This window comes from Paraburkholderia phytofirmans OLGA172, assembly GCF_001634365.1.
Classification (GTDB): Bacteria; Pseudomonadota; Gammaproteobacteria; order Burkholderiales; family Burkholderiaceae; genus Paraburkholderia.
The window spans coordinates 3762929-3786688 of record NZ_CP014578.1; the positions used below are offsets into that span (position 1 = coordinate 3762929).

The 23760-nt window shown below is 62.5% G+C and carries 18 protein-coding genes; 12 read left to right on the plus strand and 6 right to left on the minus strand.

What is annotated here, in order from left to right:
• Positions 1 to 31 precede the first annotated feature (31 nt).
• From AYM40_RS16515 to AYM40_RS16535, 5 genes are all read left to right on the plus strand, one after another.
• The gene (locus AYM40_RS16515) at positions 32 to 1696 is read left to right on the plus strand and encodes an ABC transporter substrate-binding protein (protein WP_063497148.1); all 1665 of its coding nucleotides are present in this window, start codon (positions 32 to 34) and stop codon (positions 1694 to 1696) included.
• Positions 1697 to 1797: 101 nt separating this feature from the next.
• Positions 1798 to 2808 carry an ABC transporter permease gene (locus AYM40_RS16520; protein WP_063497149.1) on the plus strand — a complete coding sequence of 337 codons (1011 nt, stop codon included), beginning with the start codon at positions 1798 to 1800 and terminating at the stop codon, positions 2806 to 2808.
• Complete coding sequence (locus AYM40_RS16525; protein WP_063497150.1) at positions 2805 to 3683, plus strand: ABC transporter permease; 879 nt, start codon at positions 2805 to 2807, stop codon at positions 3681 to 3683. The genes AYM40_RS16520 and AYM40_RS16525 overlap by 4 nt, the downstream gene beginning before the upstream one ends.
• Positions 3680 to 5851: an ABC transporter ATP-binding protein gene (locus AYM40_RS16530; RefSeq protein ID WP_063497151.1), complete on the plus strand. Its 2172-nt coding sequence runs from the start codon at positions 3680 to 3682 to the stop codon at positions 5849 to 5851. The genes AYM40_RS16525 and AYM40_RS16530 overlap by 4 nt, the downstream gene beginning before the upstream one ends.
• 458 nt (positions 5852 to 6309) lie before the next feature.
• Entirely contained in the window at positions 6310 to 6804 is a 495-nt protein-coding gene (locus tag AYM40_RS16535; protein WP_063497152.1) for a hypothetical protein, read from the plus strand.
• A gap of 82 nt (positions 6805 to 6886) precedes the next feature.
• Here the strand turns inward: AYM40_RS16535 and AYM40_RS16540 are convergent, their stop codons facing one another.
• Positions 6887 to 7732 carry an aldo/keto reductase gene (locus AYM40_RS16540; RefSeq protein WP_063497153.1) on the minus strand — a complete coding sequence of 282 codons (846 nt, stop codon included), beginning with the start codon at positions 7730 to 7732 and terminating at the stop codon, positions 6887 to 6889.
• 217 nt (positions 7733 to 7949) lie between these two features.
• On the opposite strand from AYM40_RS16540, the gene AYM40_RS16545 reads away from it, so the two are divergent.
• Complete coding sequence (locus tag AYM40_RS16545; RefSeq protein WP_063497154.1) at positions 7950 to 8696, plus strand: GntR family transcriptional regulator; 747 nt, start codon at positions 7950 to 7952, stop codon at positions 8694 to 8696.
• 243 nt (positions 8697 to 8939) lie between these two features.
• Here the strand turns inward: AYM40_RS16545 and AYM40_RS16550 are convergent, their stop codons facing one another.
• Positions 8940 to 10331 (minus strand): CoA transferase, encoded by a 1392-nt coding sequence (locus tag AYM40_RS16550; RefSeq protein WP_063498070.1) that lies wholly within the window; start codon positions 10329 to 10331, stop codon positions 8940 to 8942.
• 135 nt (positions 10332 to 10466) lie between these two features.
• Here AYM40_RS16550 and AYM40_RS16555 point away from each other — a divergent pair, with 135 nt between their 5' ends.
• Positions 10467 to 11714, plus strand: coding sequence for a citrate/2-methylcitrate synthase (locus tag AYM40_RS16555; protein ID WP_063497155.1), 1248 nt, complete (start codon positions 10467 to 10469; stop codon positions 11712 to 11714).
• Positions 11715 to 11875: 161 nt separating this feature from the next.
• On the opposite strand, the gene AYM40_RS16560 is transcribed toward AYM40_RS16555, so the two are convergent.
• The gene (locus AYM40_RS16560; RefSeq protein WP_063497156.1) at positions 11876 to 12181 is read right to left on the minus strand and encodes a DUF2917 domain-containing protein; all 306 of its coding nucleotides are present in this window, start codon (positions 12179 to 12181) and stop codon (positions 11876 to 11878) included.
• 207 nt (positions 12182 to 12388) lie between these two features.
• Between AYM40_RS16560 and AYM40_RS16565 the strand changes: the two genes are divergently transcribed.
• From AYM40_RS16565 to AYM40_RS16575, 3 genes are all read left to right on the plus strand, one after another.
• Entirely contained in the window at positions 12389 to 13807 is a 1419-nt protein-coding gene (locus AYM40_RS16565; protein ID WP_063498071.1) for a PLP-dependent aminotransferase family protein, read from the plus strand.
• A 301-nt stretch (positions 13808 to 14108) separates the two neighbouring features.
• Positions 14109 to 15383 carry an EAL domain-containing protein gene (locus AYM40_RS16570; protein ID WP_063498072.1) on the plus strand — a complete coding sequence of 425 codons (1275 nt, stop codon included), beginning with the start codon at positions 14109 to 14111 and terminating at the stop codon, positions 15381 to 15383.
• A 103-nt stretch (positions 15384 to 15486) separates the two neighbouring features.
• On the plus strand, positions 15487 to 16917 hold the full coding sequence (locus tag AYM40_RS16575) for an NYN domain-containing protein (RefSeq protein ID WP_063498073.1): 1431 nt from the start codon (positions 15487 to 15489) through the stop codon (positions 16915 to 16917).
• A gap of 411 nt (positions 16918 to 17328) precedes the next feature.
• On the opposite strand, the gene AYM40_RS16580 is transcribed toward AYM40_RS16575, so the two are convergent.
• The 3 genes from AYM40_RS16580 to AYM40_RS16585 all read right to left on the minus strand — a co-directional run bounded on the left by AYM40_RS16580 (position 17329) and on the right by AYM40_RS16585 (position 21199).
• Entirely contained in the window at positions 17329 to 17907 is a 579-nt protein-coding gene (locus AYM40_RS16580; RefSeq protein ID WP_063498074.1) for a glycine zipper family protein, read from the minus strand.
• A 610-nt stretch (positions 17908 to 18517) separates the two neighbouring features.
• Positions 18518 to 18685 (minus strand): hypothetical protein, encoded by a 168-nt coding sequence (locus AYM40_RS40325; RefSeq protein WP_420488452.1) that lies wholly within the window; start codon positions 18683 to 18685, stop codon positions 18518 to 18520.
• Between the two features lie 279 nt (positions 18686 to 18964).
• Positions 18965 to 21199: a N,N-dimethylformamidase beta subunit family domain-containing protein gene (locus AYM40_RS16585; protein WP_236720857.1), complete on the minus strand. Its 2235-nt coding sequence runs from the start codon at positions 21197 to 21199 to the stop codon at positions 18965 to 18967.
• Between the two features lie 143 nt (positions 21200 to 21342).
• Between AYM40_RS16585 and AYM40_RS16590 the strand changes: the two genes are divergently transcribed.
• Positions 21343 to 22464 (plus strand): branched-chain amino acid ABC transporter substrate-binding protein, encoded by a 1122-nt coding sequence (locus AYM40_RS16590; RefSeq protein WP_063497157.1) that lies wholly within the window; start codon positions 21343 to 21345, stop codon positions 22462 to 22464.
• A gap of 36 nt (positions 22465 to 22500) precedes the next feature.
• Entirely contained in the window at positions 22501 to 23508 is a 1008-nt protein-coding gene (gene lhpH, locus AYM40_RS16595; protein WP_063497158.1) for a trans-3-hydroxy-L-proline dehydratase, read from the plus strand.
• Positions 23509 to 23760: the final 252 nt, after the last annotated feature.

Sequence of the window (23760 nt, forward strand, 5' to 3'; positions counted from 1 at the left end):
CCGACAGCAGAACGGACTGGACACTCCATCAATGAAGACTCCCGCGGACCGATCTCCCGAACTCGACCTAGCCCGCCATACCGCCGACGCCTACGGCAACCACGCCATCGACGAATTCATCGCCGGCCGCGTCACGCGCCGCGATCTGCTGCGCTATGCGAGCGTGATCGGTTTGTCGCTGGTTGGCGGCGGCGTGCTGAATGCGCCGCGAGTCCGCGCGCAAGGCGCACCGGGCCCGTCTAACCAGACAATCCGCGTGGCCCATCTGACGCCGGCCGGCGCGGTCGATCCGCTCACCGTGACCGATGCCGCGAGTCTCGCGCTGCTGAATCAGACCGGCGAATTCCTGATCGACGACGACGGCGAAAAGCTCCTGCTGAAGCCGGCGCTTGCCTTGTCGTGGAAGCCGAACGACAAGGGCGACGTGTGGACCTTCACGCTGCGCCCGAACGTCAAATTCCACGACGGCCAGACCTTTACCGCCAAAGACGTCGTCGCCACCTTTGATCGTCTCGCCGATCCGGCGAGCGGTTCGGCTGCGCTCTCGGTACTCAAGGGCGTGCTGTCGAAAGGCGGTGCGAGGGCGGTCGACGAGCACACGGTCGCCTTCCATCTCGATGCACCGAACGGCAACTTCCCGTACTACGTTTCTTCGGACAATTACAACGCCGTGATCCTGCCCGCGAACTATGCGGGGGGTTATGAAAAGAGCTTCATCGGCACCGGTCCGTTCAAGCTCGAAAAGTATCAGGCCAAGGTCGGCGCATCGTTCGTGCGCAATCCCGACTACTGGGGCGACAAAGCGTTACCGCAACGCGTACAGTTCTCGTTCTATGCCGACGAACAGGCGCAGATGCTCGCGCTGCAGGGCCATCAAGCCGACGTGATGGGCACCTTCACCGTGCAGGGCGGCGCCGGCATTCTGAACAATCCGGACTACAAGGCAATCGGCGTGAAGTCGAGCGCGCATCGCCAGATTCATATGCGCAACGACAATCCGTTGTTCAAGGACAAGCGCGTGCGCCAGGCGCTAGCGTTATCGCTCGATCGCGACGTGCTGGTGCGTGGGCTGTTCAAAGGCCGCGCGCAACTCGGCAACGACAGCCCGTTCGCACCGGTATTTCCGTCTTCCGATGCGGGTATCCCGCAACGCAAGATCGACATCGCGAAGGCGAAGCAACTGCTTGCGCAAGCGGGCATGCCGAACGGTTTCGACGTCACGCTGACCACCGAAAAGTACATGGAGATCCCCGATCTCGCGGTGGTCGTGCAGAACGCGGCGAAGGCGATCGGCGTGCGGATCAACCTGAAGGTGGAAAGCCAGTCGCTGTACTACGGCGCGGGTACGCCGGGCAAATCGGATTGGCTCGACTCGCCGCTCGGCATCACCGATTACGGCCATCGCGGCGTGCCGAACGTGTTCCTGAACGCGCCGCTCACCAGCACCGGCACGTGGAACGCCGCGCACTTCAGGAACCCGCAATACGATCAACTGGTCGCGCAGTTCGTGGCGGCGGTCGACCTCGGCACGCAGAGGAAAATCGCCGGACAGATCCAGACGCTGCTGCTCGACGAAACGCCCGTGATCATCCCGTTCTTCTACGATCAACTGATCGCCATGCGCAAAGGCGTGAACGGCGTGCGCTTCACGGCGCTCGCGCAACTCTATTTCGACCGCGCAGTGTTGAGCGCGTAATGTTGAACGCAAAAGCCGTTGAACGAAAAAGCCGTTGAACGCCAAAGCCGGCGAATGCAAAGGCCATTGAGCGCACGGCGCTTCTTCGGCAGGAGCTCACGATGTCGACCACGGTGAACCCTTCCACGTCCCCGGTCTCGAGCGGCAACGCGGGCCGCATCGCGCGATTTCTGGCGACGCGGGTCGGTTTGTCGTTGATTACACTGTGGCTGCTGTCAGTGATCGTGTTCGCGGGCGGCCAGTTGCTGCCTGGCGATATCGGCCGCGCGGTGCTCGGGCCGCTCGCCGATGCGCGCGCGGTCGCCGCGCTCAATCATCAGCTCGGCGCGGACCGGCCGCTCATGACGCAATACGTCGAGTGGATCTCGCATTTCGTGCGCGGCGATATGGGGCTTTCCTATGCGTACCGTGAACCGGTCGGGCCGTTTATCGCCGACGCACTGGTGCATTCGGCCAAGCTCGGTCTGCTCGCGTTTGTCGTCGTTGTGCCGCTCGGCATTGCTGGCGGTGTGTGGTCGGCCATGCACGCGGGACGCTGGCTCGATCGCACCATCAGCATCGCCGGCTTGTCGGCGACCGTGGTGCCGGAGTTCGTCTCGTCGATCGTGCTGATTCTGGTGTTCGGCGTGTGGCTTCGTTGGCTGCCGACCGAAGCCTCGTATCCGCCCGAAGCAGGCGCGCTCGAACAACTGCGGCATCTGATTTTGCCGGTGCTGCCGCTGGTGCTGGTGTTCTTCGGCTATATCGCGAGGATGGCACGCGCGGGCACCGTCGAAGCGCTCGATGCGGACTACACCCGCACGGCGATCCTCAAAGGCTTGCCGCGCCGTACCGTGATCTGTCGGCACGTATTGCGCAATGCGCTGCTGCCGACCATCACCGTCGCCGCGACGCAGCTCGGCTATATGATCGGCGGTCTCGTGGTGGTCGAGACACTGTTCCACTATCAAGGTATCGGTTCGTTGATCTACAACGCCGCCAAGGCGAAGGATTTTCCGATGCTCGAAGCGGGCGTGCTGACGATCGGCGTGGTCTACACCGTCGCCAATCTCCTCGCCGATGCGCTGCATGTCCTGCTCAATCCACGGTTGCGAGTGAGGAGCGCCGAATGAGCACCATCGTTCCGCCCGCCGCGCCGCCTACGCCACGTCCGGCTACCGAGCCGCGCTTCGGCCCGTTGCGCATGCTGCTGCGCTCGCCCACATTTTTGGTCGGCGCGTTGATCGTGGGATGGTGGATCGTCTGCGCGATCGCCGGGCAATGGATCGTGCGGATCGACCCGTATGCATCCGATCCGCTCAACTCGCTGATGCCGCCCGACAGCACGCATTGGTTCGGCACCGATCAGCTCGGCCGCGACGTGTTCTCCCGGGTAATCGTCGGCGCGCGCGACATCCTGACCATCGCGCCTTTGGCGACCCTGCTCGGCACGGTCGCGGGAACGGCCCTTGGGTTGATCGTCGGCTACTTCGAAGGCTGGGTCGACAACGTCGTGGGCCGCGCGATCGACGCCGTACTCGCGCTGCCGCTCGTGATTGTCGCGTTGCTCGCGCTGGCCGCGGTCGGCGCATCGAACTTCACCGTGATCTTCGTGATCGGCATCACCTTCACGCCGATCACCGCGCGTACGGTACGCGCCGCCGTGTTCGCCGAACGGCATCTGGACTACGTCGCCGCTGCGCAACTGCGCGGCGAACGCGCGCCGTACATCATGTTCGCGGAGATCCTGCCGAATGTGCTGCCGCCGATCATCGTCGAGGCGACCGTGCGGCTCGGGTATGCGATTTTCGCGGTCGCGACGCTGTCGTTTCTCGGCTTCGGTATTCAGCCGCCTTCCGCCGACTGGGGGCTCGCGCTGTCCGAGTCGTACACGCTGATGGCCGGCGGTGCGTGGTGGACGGTCGTATTCGCGGCCGCCGCGATCGCCTCGCTTGTGGTCGGCGTGAATTTGATCGCCGATAGCGTGCAAGGAGTGCTCGACCGATGAACGGCCCGCCGCCCGCCTCGTTCCCTGCCTTCGACGTCTCGAAGAGCGATCGCATGGATGCGCTGTCTGTGGTGGGTCTGACGGTCACGTACCGGATGCGCGGACGCGATCGTGAAGTGCTGCAGGACGTATCGTTTCGCGTGCGGCGCGGCGAAGCGTACGGCCTCGTCGGCGAATCGGGCTGCGGTAAATCGACGGTCGCTATGGCCGCGCTGCGTTATCTGCCGCGCAACGGCAAGGTAAAGGCAGGCAAGATCATCATTGCCGGCCAGGACGTGCAGAAGCTCGACGCCGACGCGTTGCGCACGATGCGTGCGAACGCGATTTCGATGGTCTATCAGGACCCTGGGCGGGCGTTGAATCCTTCATTGACGATCGCGCGGCAAGTCACGGAAGCATTCGAAGCGGCCGGTGTCCCACGTGACGAAGCAGTGCGGCGTGCGGTCGAAATACTGCAGCGTGTGCGTATCGCTGCACCCGAGCGCGTGATGGGCAGCTATCCACATCAGTTGTCGGGCGGCATGCAGCAGCGCGTGGTCATCGCGATGGCGCTCGCCTCGAACCCGGCCTTGCTGATTCTCGACGAACCGACCACCGGGCTCGACGCCACCGTCGAAGCCGAAGTGCTCGACCTTGTGGCGCAACTGCGCAAAGAACTCGGCACGGCCGTGCTGTTCATCAGCCACAACCTCGCGGTGATCGGGCGCATGTGCGAGCGCGTCGGCGTGCTGTACGCCGGCAAGCTGGTCGAGGAAGGCGCAACCCAGGACGTGTTCGCGCGGCCGCGTCATCCCTATACGGTTGGACTGCTGCGCTGCTTGCCGAGCGCGGGGCGCAGCAAGGACACCGAGCGGCTCGACACCATTGCGGGTCATCTGCCCTTGCCGGGCTCGGTCACCCAGGGCTGCATTTACGCTGACCGTTGCCGTCTCGCCGATGACCGCTGCCGCCGTGAAGCGCCGCCGCCTTATCGCGTGAGCGCCGCGCATGGCGATCAGATGTCGCGCTGCCATTATCACGAACGCGCAATCGAACTGCCGCGTGCGGCTGCTGACACATTGCCCCAGGACGACGATGGGTTGCGTGACGGCGAGCGCCCTGCTCTCGTGCTGCGTGCGGAAAAACTCTCGAAGACATTCCACGTATCCGGCGCCCCGCTGCGCGCAGTCGACGACGTATCGATCGATCTCGCCAGTGGCGAAACGCTTGGCCTCGTCGGCGAATCCGGCAGCGGCAAAACGACGCTCGCGAAACTGATGCTAGGCCTGCTCACGCCGGACGCGGGCAGCGTGCTCGAACTCGACGGCACGCCGCTCGCCGCGCGCGTCACGCGACGCAACGACGAGCAGGTCAAGTCGCTGCAGATCGTGTTCCAGAATCCGGACTCGGCGCTCAATCGCGCGCATTCGGTGAGGCGGCTGATCGGTCGCGCGTTGTCGCGCCTCACCGCGCTGCGAGGCGCCGCAATCGACGAACGGCTCGCCACACTGACGGCGGCGGTGCGTTTGCCCGAGCGCTATCTCGGCTCGCGCACACGTCAATTGTCCGGCGGACTCAAGCAACGCGTGGCGATCGCGCGCGCGTTTGCCGGTGAGCCGCGCGTGGTGGTCTGCGACGAACCCACTTCCGCGCTCGACGTCTCCGTGCAGGCCGCGATTCTCAACCTGCTCGCCGATCTGCAGCGCGAGCGCGGCGTGAGCTACGTGTTCATCTCGCACGATCTGCACGTGGTGCGCTATCTGTCGGATCGCATCGCGGTGCTGTACCTCGGCCGGCTGCTGGAGATCGGACCGGCAGCTGCAGTCTTTGGCGGACCGCACCATCCCTACACCGAAGCGCTTTTGTCTTCAGTGCCGACGCTGGGCGCCCACGACAGCCGTGCCCGCATACGCCTGTCCGGCGATCTGCCGAGCGCCGCATCGCCGCCGTCCGGGTGCGTGTTCCATACGCGCTGCCCGCGCAAACTGGGAGCGATCTGCGAACAGCAAGACCCGCCCTTCCTCGAAGCCAACATCGGCAGCGCTGGCCAGCCGTCGGTACATCGTATCCGCTGCCATATCCCCTTCGACGAACTGCGCGCGCTGCAATCGGCCTCGCGCGACAACACCGGCGAGGCCTCCGGCAACGGTTCTGAAAACACACCGGAAAACGCTGCGCGCAACGAATAACGCGCAATAACGCGGCTTTCCGGCCATGCGTCTCATCGTCGAAACGTTTTCATGCGTTTTTCGCTCGCGGGCATTGCAACCCTCTACTCGACACCGCCGCCGCAAGGTTTTGCGGGCAATGGCATGTATATCGCTGGCTAGCAGTTGCCTGCTTCCCGGGTAGGGGGCCCCCGAACCCTACCCGTCACTAACGACATCATTCTGTATCCCGTCCGCAGTCCCCCGGCAACGGCGGTGATGTCTCGATCCCCCGGTCGAGCGTCACCGCCCGAGGCCGGTCGAAGTCGGCAGCACTCGCAGGCGGTCCGGCAAAACGGCACGCACCGCCGCGAACCGCTGACGAACGGTTCTTGCGCACGTTTAAAACCAGAACAATCGATCGCGTCGCGCGTGACCGGAACCAAACCGAAGCGATTGCCTCATATCAGATTCAACGTTCGATATGAGGGCATCACAACATGCAACGAAACGTCCCCCACGCCATGGCGCGCACGGCCACCGGCCTGTTGATGGTCACCGCTCTGGGCCTCGCATCGCTCGCTCATGCGCAAACCCCGGCGCAAACCCCGGCGCAAACATCGGCTACGTCGGCCCAGCCGCAGCCGCCAACCCTGTCGCAAGCCGCCCCGCCGGTCGATCCCACCTTCTCTGCCTATTCACTCGCGCAAACCTGCAAACAGAAAAACGACAACGTCGCGCAAGGTCAATGCGTCGGCGCGATCCGAGGCATCATCCACGGCTATCAGTACGGTGTGCTGTTCCTCGGTCAGCGCGCGTCGTTGCCGCCCAACGAAACGCAGCGGGTGTCGCTGTGTTTGCGCAATACGCAGGTCTCGTCGATCGTCGACGAATTCGTCACCGACGCCGCCCAGGTCAACGAAGATTCGCTCAGGCACACGCCCGCTGAAGTCGCCGTCCTGGGATCTGTGCACATGCACCACGGTTGTAACTAATGACGCTGGCGCAGCGAGCCGCAGCGGCGCAGGTGCGCCGCCGCCACCGCCGGCTGCAATTCGCTAACGGCCGCCACCGCGCTTACAGCATTTCGAGTGGCCGCTTGCTGCGTGGCGGTTTGAAATAAGTGTCGATGGCAGCGAGTTCATGAGCGCCGAGTTGCAGTTGCAACGCCCCATGGTTGTCGCGCACATGCTCGACGCGGCCCGCTTTCGGAATCGCAAACACGCCGGGCTTTTGCAACACCCACGCTAGCGCCACCTGAAACACCGAAACGCCGTGTGCGTCGGCGATGTCATCGAGCGGTGAGCGCTTCGGCAGGCGCGCGTGATCGACCGGGCTGTATGCCATCGCCGGCATCTTGCGCGCGGCGAGCCATGGCAACAGGTCGAATTCCGGTCCGCGGCGCGCGACGTTGTAGAGAATCTGATTGGTCGCGCATGCCTCGCCGCCGGGCGTGGCGACGAGTTCGTCCATATCGTCCGTATCGAAGTTGCTGACGCCCCAGTGGCGAAGCTTGCCTGCCGTGCGCAATGCCTCGAACGCCGCGACGGTTTCCGCAAGCGGCACCGAGCCGCGCCAGTGCAGCAAGTACAGATCGAGCCGATCCGTTTTCAGGCGCTTGAGGCTCTGCTCGCAGGCAGCGATGACACCGCGCCGGCTTGCGTTATGCGGGTACACCTTGCTGACGAGAAATACCTGATCGCGCAGCCCCGCCAGCGCTTCACCCACGAGCGATTCGGTGGTGCCGTCGCCGTACATTTCCGCCGTGTCGATCAGTGTCATGCCCAGTTCGATGCCGGAACGCAGCGCGGCGATTTCCGAGGCGCGGCGCGCCGGCTGCTCGCCCATCTCCCAAGTACCCTGCCCCAGTTTCGGAATGCGCTCGCCGTCGGGCAGACTTACGCTTGCGATATCGGTCGTCATGCTTTCTCCTCGAAGTGGCTAAACGGATGGCCGCGCGCATGAGGCAACGCGTGCATGTCGATGCGCGGCGCGGGCGGATGCGCGGCGCAGGCGACGGAAATCATAGCGGCGAGTTTAGCGGTTGCGCGGGCAACCGATCGGGCTCCAGACAAAAGCCCGCTATAACGGAGCGCGCCGATGTCTTAGAATTGCCGCTTGCCCTTCTCGCGTGAGCCCCATGACCTCAGCCTCGGAAGACCGCTGGCGCGACCTGCGCCCGGACCCGGAAAACGACACGCCGTTGTACCTGCAACTCGCACGCAAGCTCGGCACCGCGATTCACGAAAACCGCTGGAACGCGGGCGAGGCGCTGCCCTCCGAGCGCGTGCTGTCCGAAGCGCTCGGCGTATCGCGGATCACCTCGCGCAAGGCGATTGCCCTACTGGTCGAACAGGGATTGATCCGCCGCACCCAAGGCGCAGGCAGCTTCATCACGCCGCGCTATGAAGATCCGCTGTCGCGTCTTTCGAGTTTCAGCGAAATGCTGCGGCGACGCGGTTTTACGCCGAGTTCGAAGTGGTTGTCGCGAGAAATTTCGCCGGCCAACCGCGATGAGGTGATTCAACTGGGTTTGTCGCCGGCGGCGGCCGTGACCCGGCTGCGCCGCTTGCGCCTCGCCGACGGCATCGTGATGGCCGTGGAGAATTCCACCTTTCCTGCCGCGGTGATTCCCGATCCACAGGCAATTGGCGATTCGTTGTACACCTACCTGGAAAATCGCGGACTGACGATTGTGCGCGCGCTGCAGCATTTTCGCGCGGTCAATGCGAGCGACGAAATCGCGCAGCAGATGAGCATCGCACCGAACGAGGCGCTGCTGTTGATCACCCGCGTGGGCTACACCGCTGACCAGCGGGCGATCGAGTTGACGGACACGTACTGCCGCAACGACTACTACGACTTCGTGGCGGAGTTGCGGAAGTAACGGGCGGATTGGCCCGCGCCCGCGAAGCGGGCCGCGAGCTATCGTGTGCGGCTCGCACGCTGCTGGCCGCCGCTGCCAGGCGGGGCTCCGATGCGGGGACATAGCCTCCGTTTGAGCCACCCGTCCCGGTTCCCCTGCTTCCGTAGCCGGCAAACCAGACGATGTTGCAGCGCTCCCCGTTTCCCTCGTACAGCTCGAAAAGGGAACGGAGATGCAGCCGCGCCACTCACAGTGGCAAACGCATCACTTCCAGCTAGCGCTGTCAGCGCCCACTTCCACAGGCGGCAACGCATAAAAAGCCGGCGTCAGATCAAGCATCTCGGCGGGCAACACGCCACGCACGCGGCCGAATGTCGAATCGACGGTGCCGAGGCAATCCGACACATCGTCGCTCGACACATCCGGCGCACGCCAGCCATCCTGCACAAGTCCGAAAGACTGCAGCCACCGGCCCGTTTGCGCCAGCGAGAGGCGCACGTGCCAGCTTCCGCCTTCGGTGGCGCGCCGTGCCAACGCGACCATCGCGCCGAACGCGGCGAGATAGCCAGTCGCGTGATCCAGCGCCTGACAAGGCAGATGCTTAGGCTCGTCCCAGCCCGCCGCCTGCCGTTCGGTCCACGCGATGCCACTCGCCGACTGCACCAGACTATCGAAGCCGCGCCGCTGAGCCCAAGGCCCCTCGTGTCCATAAGCGGACACCGACACGTACACGATCCCAGGCCGTACGCGCGCCAGTTCTTCGGGACCGAACCCACGCGCCGCCAGCGCGCCGGGGCGATAGGCCTGCAGAAACACATCGGCGCCACCGGCAAGGCCGCGCAAGGTCTCACGTCCGGGCGCATCGCGCAGATCGACCACGGCCGAGCGCTTGCCACGCCCGTTGTCGATCACCAGCGGCGCGATATTCGGCAAATGCGGACCGTTGATCATCAGCACGTCCGCGCCGTGGTGCGCGAGCGCTCGCCCGGCCACCGGCCCCGCGATGATGCGCGACAGATCCAGCACCCGCACGCCCGCCAGCGGCCGGTTCGCGTCGCCGCGGCGCGGCGGCTCAACCGGCGCGTCGCCGATGCGCTCGATCTCGAACAACGGCAAGCCCGCAAGCGCTTGCGCCTGCTCGAGCACAGCCCACTCGTCGGGCGTGCGAATCAACGCCGCGCATAGGCCCGCGTCGGCGAGCGTCTGATCGAGCTTCGCGCCGTCCCAGTGGCGGATCGCGGCGGCCACTGCGGCGCGATCGTTCTCGCAGCCGAGCACCTCCAGCACGCCTTGCAGGTGATGTGGAAAATTCGTGTGCAGTTGAATCCGGCGGCCGTCGCGCGTCGCGTAGAAACCCGTCACCGGATCGCGCAAAGCGGGCGGCGGCCCGTCGTCGATGCGTAAATAGCGTTCGCTGCGAAACGACGCCAGCGCGCGCCGCATTTGCACCGCGACGTGCTGCCTGTGCCCGGTGCGCAAACGGTGGTAGTCGGCCGCCGCGAGGCCGGTCGCGGCGATGGTCGCCGAGGCCAGGCTGCCGACCCGGAAAACCGACGGCAAACCAGGATCGTCGCCGCTCAGGGAGACAGACCGAAGCGCAGTCGGATCGCAGCCTGCAAGCGTCCAGATATGTTGGAGAGCGAGTTCAGGCGTCATGGTGCTCATATCGTTCATCTGGTTCGTGTTGGAACAGAAAGAAAGTGAACCCGAGTCTAGAATTCCGCCTCGCCGCAATCAATCTTGATTATGATAATCAATATATATTGATTTCTTCGGTTTCTACGCGTTTCCATGCCGCCTTCCCATTCTCTGACCGCCGCCGAAGCCGCCGCCGCACTCGGCATCAGCCTGCCTACACTGTATGCGTATGTCAGCCGCGGCATGCTGAGTTCGTCGCCGGATGCGCAAGGCAAGCACCGGCTCTACGACGCCGGCGAAGTGCGGCGACTCGCGCGGCGCAAGGAAGACGGCAAGCGCGCCGGCAAGGTCGCGCAAAAGGTGTTGGACTGGGGCGTGCCGGTGCTCGAATCGTCGATCACGCTGGTGGCCGACGGCCGCCTGTTGTATCGCGGGCATGACGCCATGGAACTGGCGCGCACGGCATCACTGGAGGGTGTCGCGGCGTTGTTGTGGGAATGCAGTGCGAGGCGCATCGCCGAGGCACCGGCAGTCTCTTTCGCCGCCGCCCAGTGGGCGGCGTGGCTCAAGCTCTGGAGCGACAGCACGCCGCTCGACCGCGCGCTCGTGCTGCTGCCGGCCGCCGCGGCGCAAATGCCGCGGGTATGGGCGCTCGGGCGCGATGCGCAGCTGGATACCGCCTGCGCGGTCATGCGCTTGCTGGCCGCCGCGATGGTCTCGGCGGCGCCGTCGAACGAACCGCTGCACAAGCAGCTGGCTTCAGCGTGGAACGTGCGCAACCGTCAGCAGGCAGGGCTGCTGCGCGCGGCGCTGGTGGCATGCGCAGATCATGAACTGAACGCGTCGACCTTCACGGTTCGTTGCATCACGTCGACGGGGACGCATCTGTTTGGCGCAGTAGCGGGCGGTCTGGCTGCGTTGGCCGGCCCGCGGCATGGTGGCGAGACGGTACGGATTGCCGCGCTCCTCGATGAAGCGTCGCGCGCACCCGATCTCGATCGCTATCTGGCAAACCGGCTCGCGCGCCACGAACACGGCGCGCATGGGCCAGTGCTGTCGGGCTTCGGCCATCCGCTTTATCCGGACGGCGACCCGCGCGCGCGTCTGCTGCTCGGGATGCTCGCCGACTGTGCGCCGGCCCGCTCGCCACTAGGCGAAGTGCAGGCGCTCGCGCGCACAGTGCGCGATACGACCGGGGCGGAGCCGACCGTCGACTTTGCGCTCGTGGCCATCGAACGGGTACTCGCCCTGCCGGCCGGCGCCGCATTCACGCTATTCGCGGTCGGCCGGGTGGTTGGCTGGATCGCCCATGCAATGGAACAGACGCGCGACGGCCGGTTGATCCGGCCACGCGCGCGCTATATCGGGGAGGTTGAGGTGGCCGCTGAGGTGGCCCGTTAAGGTGGCCCGATGAGGTGGCCCGATGAGGTGGCCCGATGAGATGGCCCGATGAGGTGGCCCGTTGAGGCGCGGCCTTGACCGGCTGCGAAGCAAACGCGGTACGCATCGGTGCCTGCATCAGCCGCATCAGTTACGGCGGTTGCAGCAGCCGCAACTCCCCGTCACGCCACGCCTAACCAGCGCGGCAGCCAGTTCAGTACCGGCAAGCTGCGCAGTGGCCGCATTGCAGCGTGTTCTGACCCGCTGGCCAGCGCGAAACGCGCACCGGCCCGGCCCGCGCTGACCCACGCCATCGCACCGCGCGGCAACTCGATCGATTGCCCCGTTGCCAGCCAATGATCGCCATTCTCGCCTTCGACGGTCAGCCAGATCTCGCCCGAGATCACCTTGAAGACCGACGGACGCGCGACACGCCAGGCCGCCGCGGGCTCGTCATGTTCCATTTCGAAAATACGGACTTCACGCATCGCTCTCTCCTTCGAAGAACTTTCCTGTTGTACTGATTATTGACGTGCGATCATCGAACACCCATGCACAGTTCCGAACACTTCCATCGGAACTGTTCAGTCGAAAAAACGGACAGTTGGCGGCAATCGCGCTCGATGAGTGCGTGTGCAGCACACGCCGCACCGACAGTTCGGCGCTCCGGCTGCCCGGCGAAGGAAATGATCCGCATGAAACTCGACATCCAACTCGATCGGGATAACGGCGTCCCACTCACCGAGCAGATCGTCACGGGCATCACCGCCTGGATTCGTTCGCGCATCGCTCACCCCGGCTCAAAGCTGCCGTCGATCCGCCAGTTCGCCGCCGACTACGGCGTGAGCCGTTTTCCCGTGATCGAGGCTTACGACCGGCTGGTGTCGCTCGGCTATGTGAACTCGCGCCACGGTTCGGGTTTCTACGTCGCCGACCGCCAGCCCACAGGCACACATTGCGCGGGCTCCTCGGACCCGCGCCGCGCCGAGGACGAATCGGGGCACATCCTCCAGCAGTTCAACCACCAAGGTGAGACGCTCAAGCTCGGCAGCGGCTTCATTCCCGATGCGTGGCGCGACACGGAGAGCCTCGCGCAGGCGATCCGCCACGTGTCGCGCACCGACATCGCGAGCATGGTCGATTACGCGACTCCGCTCGGCAATCTGACCTTGCGCGAACATCTGCAAAGCCGCATCGGTCAACTGGGGATTCAAGCGGACGCCTCGCAGATTCTGATCACCAACGGCGCGAGTCAGGCGCTCGATCTGCTGATGCGCTACATGCTCAAAGCCGGCGACACGATGTTCGTGGAGGACCCCGGCTACTACAACCTGTATGGCCTGCTGAAGCTGCACGGCGTGAAGCTGATCGGCATTCCGCGCACCCGCAACGGCCCCGATCTCGACGTGCTGCAGGCGCAGTTGCAAGTGCATCGGCCGAAGCTGATGTTCATCAACACGGTGTTCCACAATCCGACCGGCACCACGGTCGCGCCGCCGGTCGCGTTCCGGTTGCTGCAACTGGCGCGCGAACACGGTTTCACGATCATCGAAGACGACATCTACGCCGACTTCCAGACCGACGTCACCGACCGTCTCGCGACCCTCGACCAGCTCGACCATGTGATCTATGTGGGCGGCTTGTCGAAGACGCTGTCGTCCTCGCTGCGAATCGGCTGTGTGGTGGCGAGCCACGCGATCATCAAGGATCTGGTCGACATCAAGATGCTGACCAGCATCGGCGGTTCGCGCTTTGCCGAGGCGGTCGCCGTGTCGCTGCTGGAGCGCGGCGCGTACCGCAAATATCTGGAGCGCCTGCGCCGCCGCATGCGCGACGCGCTCGGCTCGACCATCCTGACACTCGAAGATGCCGGCTGGGAGGTGTTCGAAAAACCCGTCGGCGGCAAGTTCGTATGGGCGCGCGTACCGCACGTCGACAACGCCGAACGGCTGGTTGCATGCGGCGCGCCGCTCGGTGTGACGGTGGTGCCCGGCAGCTATTTCCGGCCCAACATGGAAGTCAGCCCGTGGATCAGGATTCACGCGGCGTTCGGCAACGAGCCGCGCGCGCAGGCATTTTTCCATGCTGCCGCGGCGTTGCCTGCTTCGGTCTGAGCGGCTCATTCTGCGTTCGGGCTGATCGTCAACACGGTGCTGGTGGGGCTGACCATGGCGAGCTTCGCGCTCACCAGCGCCGACCCGCAACGGGGCGCGGGTCGCACCACTGAAGTGCGAATCATCGTATTCGCGCCCGCGCTGGCGCACAATCGCCGTACTAACCGTGGTCACCGAGCGCGCACAGTGTGTTTCCAATCGCGCACAGTTCTTGCTCACCTATCCTGTAAACTCACAATTTACGTGTGCTTGACTCATGTCGAGCATGCGCGCGCACCGCCACCTCCACACGACTGACATGATGAGCATGATCGAACTCGATCCTCCCGGCTTCCAGCCGCCGCGCCCGATGGCCGGCGACGAAGGCTCCCGGCGCACCGTTCTGTACGGCGGCTACACCGTTTTCAGCGTGTTCCAGCCGGTTTTCTCGGTGTCGCACCGGCGCGCGATCGGTTATCACGCTTCACTGCGCGCACACGACGAGCATGCGCTGCAAGTGCCGTCGCACGAGGTTTTCAACCAGGCGGCGCGGCGCGGCGACCTGCTGGAACTCGGGCGGCTCGCCGAATCGCTGCATCTGGGCAATTTCAATGCATTCGACAGCCATGACGAATGGCTTTTCCTGAGCCTGCACCCGGCGGCACTGATGGACACCAGTTACGGCGACGCACTGCTCGCCGGCCTCAAGGCGCTGGGCCTGCCGCCGCAACGGGTGGTGCTGGAAGTGTCCGAGCAGGCAGGCGGTGAAACCACGCGCTTCGCCGCCATCATCGACGCGTTGCGCAAATCCGGCTTCCTGATCGCGCTAGACGGCTTCGGCGCGAAGCACTCGAACATCGATCGCGTGTGGAATCTGCGTCCGGACATCGTCACGCTCGACCGCTGCATCCTCGCTCAAGCGAGCGAGCATTCGCATATCGAACGCGTGCTGCCGGGCCTCGTCTCGCTGCTGCACGAATCCGGCCAACTCGTGCTGATGGGCGGCCTGAGCACCGAACGCGATGCGCTGATCGCGCTCGAATGCAACGTCGACTTCGTGCAGGGCGCGTTCTTCGCGGGCCCGAGCGTCGAGCCGGTGAAACCGCAAGCGGCGGCCGGCTTGATGGACTCGCTCTCCGCGGCGCTGCGCGAACGGGTCGCTGCGCGCCAACGCGCACAGTCCGCGCGGCTTGCTCCCTATGTCACGGCGCTGGAAACGGCGGCTGCCCAACTCGTGGCCGGGGAGTCGGTGACCCAGGCGACCGCGCCACTCCTTGCGCTCGGCGAAACGGCACGCTGCTTCGTGCTCGACGGTTCCGGCCGGCAGATCGGCGACAACGTGCTGCCACCGGGTCGTACTTCGCAACGCGCCAAGCGCTTCCGGCCGTTGCTGCACTCGCAAGGCGCGAGTTGGGAACGCCGGCCGTACTTCATTCAGGCAATGCGCGTGCCCGGCCAGGTGCACCTCACGCCGCCCTACCTGTCGATCAACGAAGCGCACTTGTGCGTGACGGCCTCGATCGCCGCGCATACGCCGCACGGCACGCAGGTGCTATGCGTCGATATCAACTGGGAAGTCGCTGCGCATCGTAATTGAGGCAAGTGTGTTCTGCTGGAACACAAAAGCTGATCACCTCCGCTGGAATCGCTATCATGGTCGCGATTCGTCGAATTTGACGATCGCTTCAATGGAGATATTCATGGCGTCATCCAACGAAACCGTCAGCATGGCGCTATTCTGCGACTTCGAAAACGTTGCGCTCGGCGTGCGCGACGCGAAGTACGACAAGTTCGACATCAAGCTGGTACTCGAACGTCTGCTGCTCAAGGGCAGCATTGTCGTGAAGAAAGCGTATTGCGACTGGGATCGCTACAAGAGTTTCAAAGGCGCGATGCACGAGGCCAATTTCGAGTTGATCGAGATTCCCCATGTGCGCCAATCGGGCAAGAATTCGGCCGACATCCGGCTCGTGGTCGACGCGCTCGATCTCTGCTACACGAAATCGCACGTCAATACCTTCGTCATTATTAGTGGCGACTCTGACTTCTCGCCGCTGGTGTCGAAGCTGCGCGAGAACGCCAAGCAGGTGATCGGCGTCGGTGTGCAGCAATCCACCTCCGATCTGCTGATCGCAAACTGCGACGAATTCTTCTTCTACGATGACCTCGTGCGCGAAAGTCAGCGCACGGTCGCCAAACGCGAATCGTCGCGTCCGCAACAGGCCGCGCAGCAGACGGCCAAACGTGCGCCCGACGAAGAAAAGTCGCGCAACAAGGAAGACCTCGAAAAACGCCGCACCAAAGCGGTCGAGATCGCCGTGCAGACGTTCGACGCGCTTGCGTCCGAACGTGGCGACAGCGGCAAGATCTGGGCATCGGTACTAAAGAACGCGATCAAGCGCCGCAAGCCGGATTTCAACGAGACGTACTACGGCTTTCGCGCATTCGGGAACCTGCTTGAAGAGGCGCAGGCGCGCGGGCTGCTCGAATTCGGCCGCGACGAGAAGTCAGGCGCATACGTTTACCGGGGCACGGCTGCGAATGTGGGCGTCGAAAACGTGAACGAGCCGGCCGAACCTGGTGAGTCGACAGAACAGATAGTTGAGGCACAGGTTGCCGAAACAGTGGCAGCCGAGTTGGGCGGCAAGCACGAGTCGCGCCGCAGAAGCCGTGGCAATCGCAAACCCGGCCGGGGCCAGCAGGAAGCCGCGCAGGAAGAGCGCGCGGCAATCGAGTCCGGCCGCCACGCGCAAGCTCAAGTGGAAGTAGCGCACACCCATGCGCCATCAGCTAGCGAGCCTGTTTTCGAACATCCGGAAGCGGCTTGGGAGGAACCGGAGGCTTTTGCGGCTGAACCGGTCGCGGCAGCGGGCGAAGAAGCAGAGGAAGCGAGCGGCACTCAACCTAAGCACCGCAAGGAACGCGCACCTCGCAAGACAGCCGCGAAGAAAACGAAAAAAGCAACACCGCGAAAGATCGATGAGGTACCGGAAATCGCGGCACCTGCTGAAGCACCGGCAGCGCCTGCCAGCGAAGACAAAGCGCCTGTGGCCGCCAGGAAAGCGGCGCGCAAAGCCGCCCCACGGAGTCGCCGTCCGCGTAAGACTGCGGCAACGAGCGAGGTGGAATGAGCGTCTCACATTGCGTGACGCGCACCGATGTCCTCCGGTACCGCGCGTAGCAATGTAAGTGCAGCAGTATCCGCAAAGCTGAAAACTAAAAAGCCCCTGCTCGTTGCATGGTCGCCTCGTTTGCCCGATGTCCGGGCAACTCAGTACGTCGGGCTACGTCGAACGACGGGGTCAAAAACGGCGTGTGCGGGCAGGGATGAAGTGGCGTTCGCGGGCTATGCAGAATCGCCAGACAACCGGCGTCCCTAGCCCTCGATCGAAACGCACGCCGTTTGCCGGGCGGTTAGCCGCCATCGTTTCGTGTGTCTGCGCCAGATATGACAAAAGCTTGACAGCAACAAGCTTGCATGGCATTTGCCTGGTCCGCGCCGCAAACAGTTCGCTCAGGCGTTGCGAGGTTGCCGATCAGCCTTAGTAATACGGATAAGGCGCGTACATCACCGGGGGCGGCGCGACATACCTCGGCGGCGGCGCATAGTAGTACGGCTGCGGCGCGTAATAGGCCGGTTGCGGCGCATAGTAGGCCGGTTGTGGCGGCTGCGAGATAGTGTTGCCTTTCGAGGTCATACACTGCGCGTAGGCGGCGTCGTAGCGCGCTTGCAGGCCTGCGGCGGAATACTGCGCGCCATTCGCGCCGTTCGCACCGCCGATCAACAACCCACTGCCCGCGCCGATCGCCGCGCCCGCGCCGGCATTGCCCGCCGCCGCGCCGATCAGTGTGCCGACAGCGGCGCCGCCCAGCGTGCCCAGCGCCGCGCTGTTCACGCTGTTCGTGGTCGCCGCCTGGGCTGCCGCGTTCGGGTCGGTTGAGCGGTTCGCATAGTCGCGGCATGCATAGTCGTCCTGCTGGAACTGACCGAGCGGCTCGCCGCTGCGCGGCAGTGCCACCACACTCGGGCCGCTCGGCGGCATCACCGCGCAACCGCCGAGCGCGAGCGCAACGGCGGCGGCAGGTATGGCGATGATTATCGACTTGGTGCTGGAGATCATGTTGGTACGCTTCAGAGACATTGGAATTCAAACGTTAGGCCAATCAGTATCGCTCCTGGTTACAGGATCGTTACAGAAAGTTTTTCGCTTACATTCGCGCCGCGGCCCGCGCACCGCCTCGCGCAGCGCCTCGCAGGAATGGCGCCTCGATCGTCGCCCCCCCGGCGTTATATAGGGTAACGCTTGTAAGCGAAGCGGCAATCTGATTTCACGCCTTGCGGCCTAAACTGGCTCCCTCAAACGTCGCGCGATCTGGCTGCCGAAGCGACAAAGATTGTGCCCACGGATCCGGCGCCTGGCGTCGCCAAAATCGGCCGACTAAAAAACAGCAAGCCCTCGCCAAGGAGGGCTTGCTGTTTTACTACAGTTTCCAGACTTCATTGCAGCGATCGGTTCGGATTTTCAATTTTGTTGGAAATCCGAATCATCTTGTCACGCTGCAGCCAGCATGTGTCCCGTGACAAAAAAGATCGGAAGCGAGCGCTCCAAAGTATGGAACGGTCACGCTCACTTTTTTGGCGCCGATCTTGTCAAACGCAACCCATATAACAAATTGCAATATAAAACTAGTCATTCTGCTCTCAAAAGCACTATACATTGAGTTTGTTGCTCAGGATGTAGCGATCGAAAGCATTACGAAAGTCAATTTCCTAACTTTAGCGGCGGCTGCATTCTGGAGATAAATTCGTATTGCCCAGATGTCTTTCAGCTTCAGCGGTGGCTTTTGCCCGACTAGCTTGCCTCTGTTCCACGGCTCCCGAGTTTGTTTGGCTTCCATGTCAGACTCCAATTGGTTCATCGGAGTCTGATTTTGTGCTCATCGCTGAAGGCCGCTTTCCATCTGTGCGCACGTCTGACGCGTGCAACCGGCCATTTAGTGACCTTCGCGACCGATGCCTGGATGTCTGAAGTTCGGCGCAAGACAGCCAATCCGGGCGCGTAGCGTGCTTCCCATTGCACGCTAGCTGCGCTGTCTATGAATCGATGACCCTCAAACTTTGTGCGCGCCCTTGTCACCGATCGGCTTCTTTGCTGACCCCGCCTCCGATCAAACTTGCTATACGGGCAACTTGCGGGAGGTGTGGGAAACGGCTAGAAAGCGGCGCAAGCAGTTCTCGACGATTTGCGAGACGTCGTTGTCGTAACTGGCGTTGTAAAGACTTCCGAGAAACGAGATAGAGCCGACTGCGAATAGTCCGCCGCCGTTCGGGCCGAAGCCGCAGATCATGTGGGCTCGAATACCGCTGTGCACTCTAGGTTTGCCGACCATTCGATTGAAGAGAAGCTCCTCGGGAACGGTCACGAAACTGGCGTCGTGATTGTCGGAGTACGCGACCACACTCACATAGGCGGGCGTACCGAGGTCGGTCGCAGTTTGATCAATTTCGAAGCCCGCAGCGCCGCCGCCAGACAAGCCGAAGTTTCCAAACAGTTCTCCCGCGCCCGCTTTAACCCCCATGAACAGCCAGGCATATTCGGTGGCAAAGGAGGCAGGTGTGCGGCGATAGAATGTGCCCCGAAAATCTCCCTCCGCTGTAAATCCGACTCCCGCAACTTTTTGCGGCGGCAATCCGTTTCGACGCCACATACCCCCGTACTCGCCGTCCAGCTGGTTATAGTACTCACCCGGCTGACTTTCCCATACCCGCATGCCGGCCTCGGCTCGACGAATTTCAAGCAGATGTGGCGCCGATGCGGTGCGCCCGATCTTCCAGTAGAACCCGTTTCCTCCAAGATACATCAGGCTTCCGCCCGCGGACCGGTAGGCCAGGAGCGCGCCCAGCATTCGGCGTGTATGGTATTCCGGGTGCGATCCGGTTAGGACAACGTCGTAGTGCTTCAACGCGTCCACGCCTCGCTTATCAAGATCCTCGTCGGTAACGACGTCAAATTCAAACCCCTTTTCCCTTAACCAGTTGGTCAGATGAGAGTCTGCGGAAAAGTGGCGCAGGCCCGATCCATGCTCGTCAAGGAACGTCAGATAGCCTGGACGCATGGTGAGAATCGGACGCAAGCGGGAGGAGAGGCTTATACCTGAACCATCGCTGTGATAGTTGTACGTTGATGTGCCAAATGAGGTTACGACGTCCGGGTTGTGGGGATACGCCCCCCATGCTTCCACGCGAGCAGCAAGCGCCCCCGAAAAATTTCCTCGGGCGTTGTTGGCGTAGGCGAGGTAAGTCAGTGTGGGCGCGAGGAACGCGATACGCGCATGTTTTCCCTCCGACGCAACCGTGACGTAAAACGGGATTGTGTCGGCTCCTTCTCCATTGTCCACGCGCAATCCATAGACACCCGATGCCATGTCGGCCGGGATCTTCAGATGTACCGACGTTTGCCAGCCACAGTCCGACAGGTCATCAGAGTGGAACCGGATCGCGGCGTATTCCTCTGGCGCATGCTTCCAGTCCATCTCCTGTCCGCTCCACCGCGACGACCGAACTGCCCTCATTGGTGCGTTCACAAGCGTCAATGGCGCGTCGCTATCAAGCCAGTTCGGTACGCTCGTGTGAGCGAGCGTTGGCGTGAAGTCCCAATGCGCCAACAGGGTGCCCTCGTGCCGATCGCCGCTTGCGTCGCTGGTGGCCGCGCGCAATTCCGGGCTTTCGATGAAGCCGTTGAAAGCATCCTCCGGGTGTCCTTTCCATATAGCCGCAAAACACACGGTTGTAGCGCCGAGCGCGATAACGGAGAACGGTGCGTCAAATTCCACCACGTTTCTGAATGCCTCTTCGCGCGAGTTTGTACCTGAGCTGATTGCCTGAATGCGGCCGCCACGATCGAACGATATGTGCAAATTTGTCCACAGATCGGCGGCGACAGCTATGCCTGTGGCGATCTGTTCCCCTGTCGCGAGGCTCTGGAAAACGAGTTCGCCGCAATTGAGAGCAATCGCTACACCATGCTTCCCATCGTGGTTCTGAAGAGCGACCAATGTTTGAAGGGAGGCGTCCTCAAGCGTGGGCTGAACCGTCAGGTCGAGCTTGACGCGCTGAATGTCCTCCAGAAGCGGCATTGCGCCGTAAGCGCAGGAGCCGGGAAACACTGGCTGCTCCTGTCCCGGGTAGGTGCTTTCCAGCTGGACATCGATCGGGACCAGCTTCATCCCGGGCCCGTTCGGGTTTGGGTCACAACAATCTATGCGCTCAACGGTCGCCATAAAAGCGCGACCGCCGCGCGAACTGATTTTGAACGTCAGTTCCTGACCAGCGTGTGCGCTCCACGGGGTTACATAGCCGATGATCGCGGGAGTTTGGGAGTTGGAAGTAGTCATAGTCAAATGATCAATCATTCTTGGTCGTGGTCCCAGGCGCTGCTCTGCGACCGCTTACGGCCAGGGGAAACCCCTGTGAGGTTTTATTTTTCAATGGTTGCAAATAGAACCAAAAGTGGTCACTATCGAGTCCAGTGTACTTTAACCACTGGGGGTGTGCGATGAGAAAATTGGTGTCTTCGGTAATGGCGGTTGCTGCACTTCTCGCCTTCGGCAGCGCGAGCGCTCAAGAGGTTGTTCTTGTTGGCGTTTCTGGGCCGTTGACCGGTCCCCAAGCGTCGGAAGGGAAAGACAACGAAAATGGTGCACGCATGGCGGTTGACGAACTAAATAGCGCCGGAACGATGATTGCCGGTAAAAACGTAACATTCAAATTGGTCTCTCAAGATGACCAGGCGGATCCTCGGATTGGAGTGCAGGTCGCGCAGAAGCTGGTCGACGCCAAGGTGACTGCCGTTCTTGGCCCATACAATTCTGGAGTGGCCATCCCGGCCTCGCGGCTCTACCAGAACGCCGGCATCCCGATGCTTTCGGTTGCGTCGAACCCGGCGCTGACTCTTCAAGGTTTCACCGAAGTCTTTCGTATCGGCGCCAGTGACGGGCAACTCGGCGGAGCGATGGCTAATTTCGCCATCGATACGCTTAAAGCGAAAACAGCGGCAGTCATGGACGACCGGTCGGCCTACGGACAGGGCGTGGCGGAGGAGTTCATGAGCGTGGCCAAGGCACGCGGGCTGAAGATTATCGACCAGCAATACACGAATGGTCAGGCGGTCGATTTCAAGGGCGTTCTCTCTCAGATCAAGGCGACGAATCCCGATGTCATCTTCTACGGTGGTTACGCGTCGCAAAGCGGCCCGCTTGTCAAACAGATGCGTCAGCTCGGATTGCGGGCGAAGCTGCTGGGCGGCGACGGAATCTGTACGTCTGATATGGCCAAAATTGCAGGTCCCGCAGCGACGAATGCGTATTGTTCACAAGGTGGGGTCTCGCTGGACAAGACACCAGCAGGTAGCGCATTTCTGAAAAAGTACAAGACGACCTTCAACGTCGATACGCAGGTGTATGGCGTGAGTTATTACGACGGCATGAAGCTGTTGGCCGACGCGATGGTGAAGGCTGGCACAACATCCGACCGCGCCAAAATTGGTGCGCAACTCACCAAGTCCGCCTACACCGGCGTGGCCGGCGAGTATTCGTTCGACGCACATCATGATCTGAAAAGCTCGGCGACGACCGTGTACACATTCAAGGATGGCGCTGTCGTAACTTACGGCAACTGAGGTTTCAACGAAAATAGTAAGCAAGACGGAGTATCTATGCGAATAAACAGGACACTTAACACGATTGAAATGCACACCGGTGGTGAGCCGTTTCGCATCATCACCAATGGTTTCCCGCGCCTAGCGGGGAAAACCATCGTGGAGCGGCGGGAGTGGATCCAGAAGCATGCGGATGAGTTACGGAGCGCCATGATGCTGGAACCTCGAGGCCATGCCGATATGTACGGAGGCTTCCTCACTGAGCCGGTCACCGAAGGTGCGGATTTCGGCATCATCTTTACGCAGAATAAAGACTACAGTCCCCATTGTGGTCACGGGACCATCGCGCTGGCCACCGCGGCGGTTGAACTGGGGTGGATTGAGCGCACGTCGCCGGAAACGCGCGTGGGCATCGACGCGCCTTGCGGATTCCTCGAGGCTTTCGTCCAGTGGGACGGCGAAAATGCAGGGAATGTGCGTTTCGTGAATGTGCCGTCATTCGTCTGGAAAAAGGACGTCATCGTCAATACGCCGACGTTCGGCCCCGTGTCAGGTGATATCGCTTACGGAGGCGCGTTCTATTTCTACGTCGATGGTGCGCAGTACGATATGGCGGTAGGCGAAAGCAACGTTGATCGACTGAAGCAGTTCGGCGACGAGATCACACAGGCGACTAATGCAGCGTTTGACATCGTTCATCCAGAGATTCCGGAAATCAGAGGGCTCTACGGCACGATCATTTCGAATGCACCCCGTCATCCGGGATCGACTCAGGCGAACTGCTGCATCTTCGCCGATCGCGAGGTTGACCGATCGCCAACAGGGTCCGGCACCGCAGGGCGCGTCGCCCAGCTCTACCAGCGCGGCACCCTACCCTCGGATGGAACGCTCGTGAATGAGTCGATCATCGGAACGATTTTCAAGGGCCGCGTGCTGAGTGAGACGAAATGCGGTGAGTTCGATGCGGTGATTCCCGAGATCGAAGGGAACGCGTTCATCTGCGGCTACGGGACGTGGTTGATCGACGAACGCGACCCTTTGACCTACGGATTCCTGGTGCGGTAGAGGGTGCAGATTCCAGGCGCTGCTTCCAGGGCAACTGCCACGCTGACGTGACATCTTTTGACCCATCTCCTTGGAGCCTTCGCGGCGCATTCTGAAATGGGATGCAGCCGCGCTTTTTTGCCTTGTACGAGCCATGTGGAACACTTCATGCGCGGTCGAATCGGGCGGTCGAATCGGGCGGTCGAACCGGGAGGTGGCATCATGTTGCCGACGTATGATAATGATTCGTCAACGGCAGGAGAATCCCTCCGC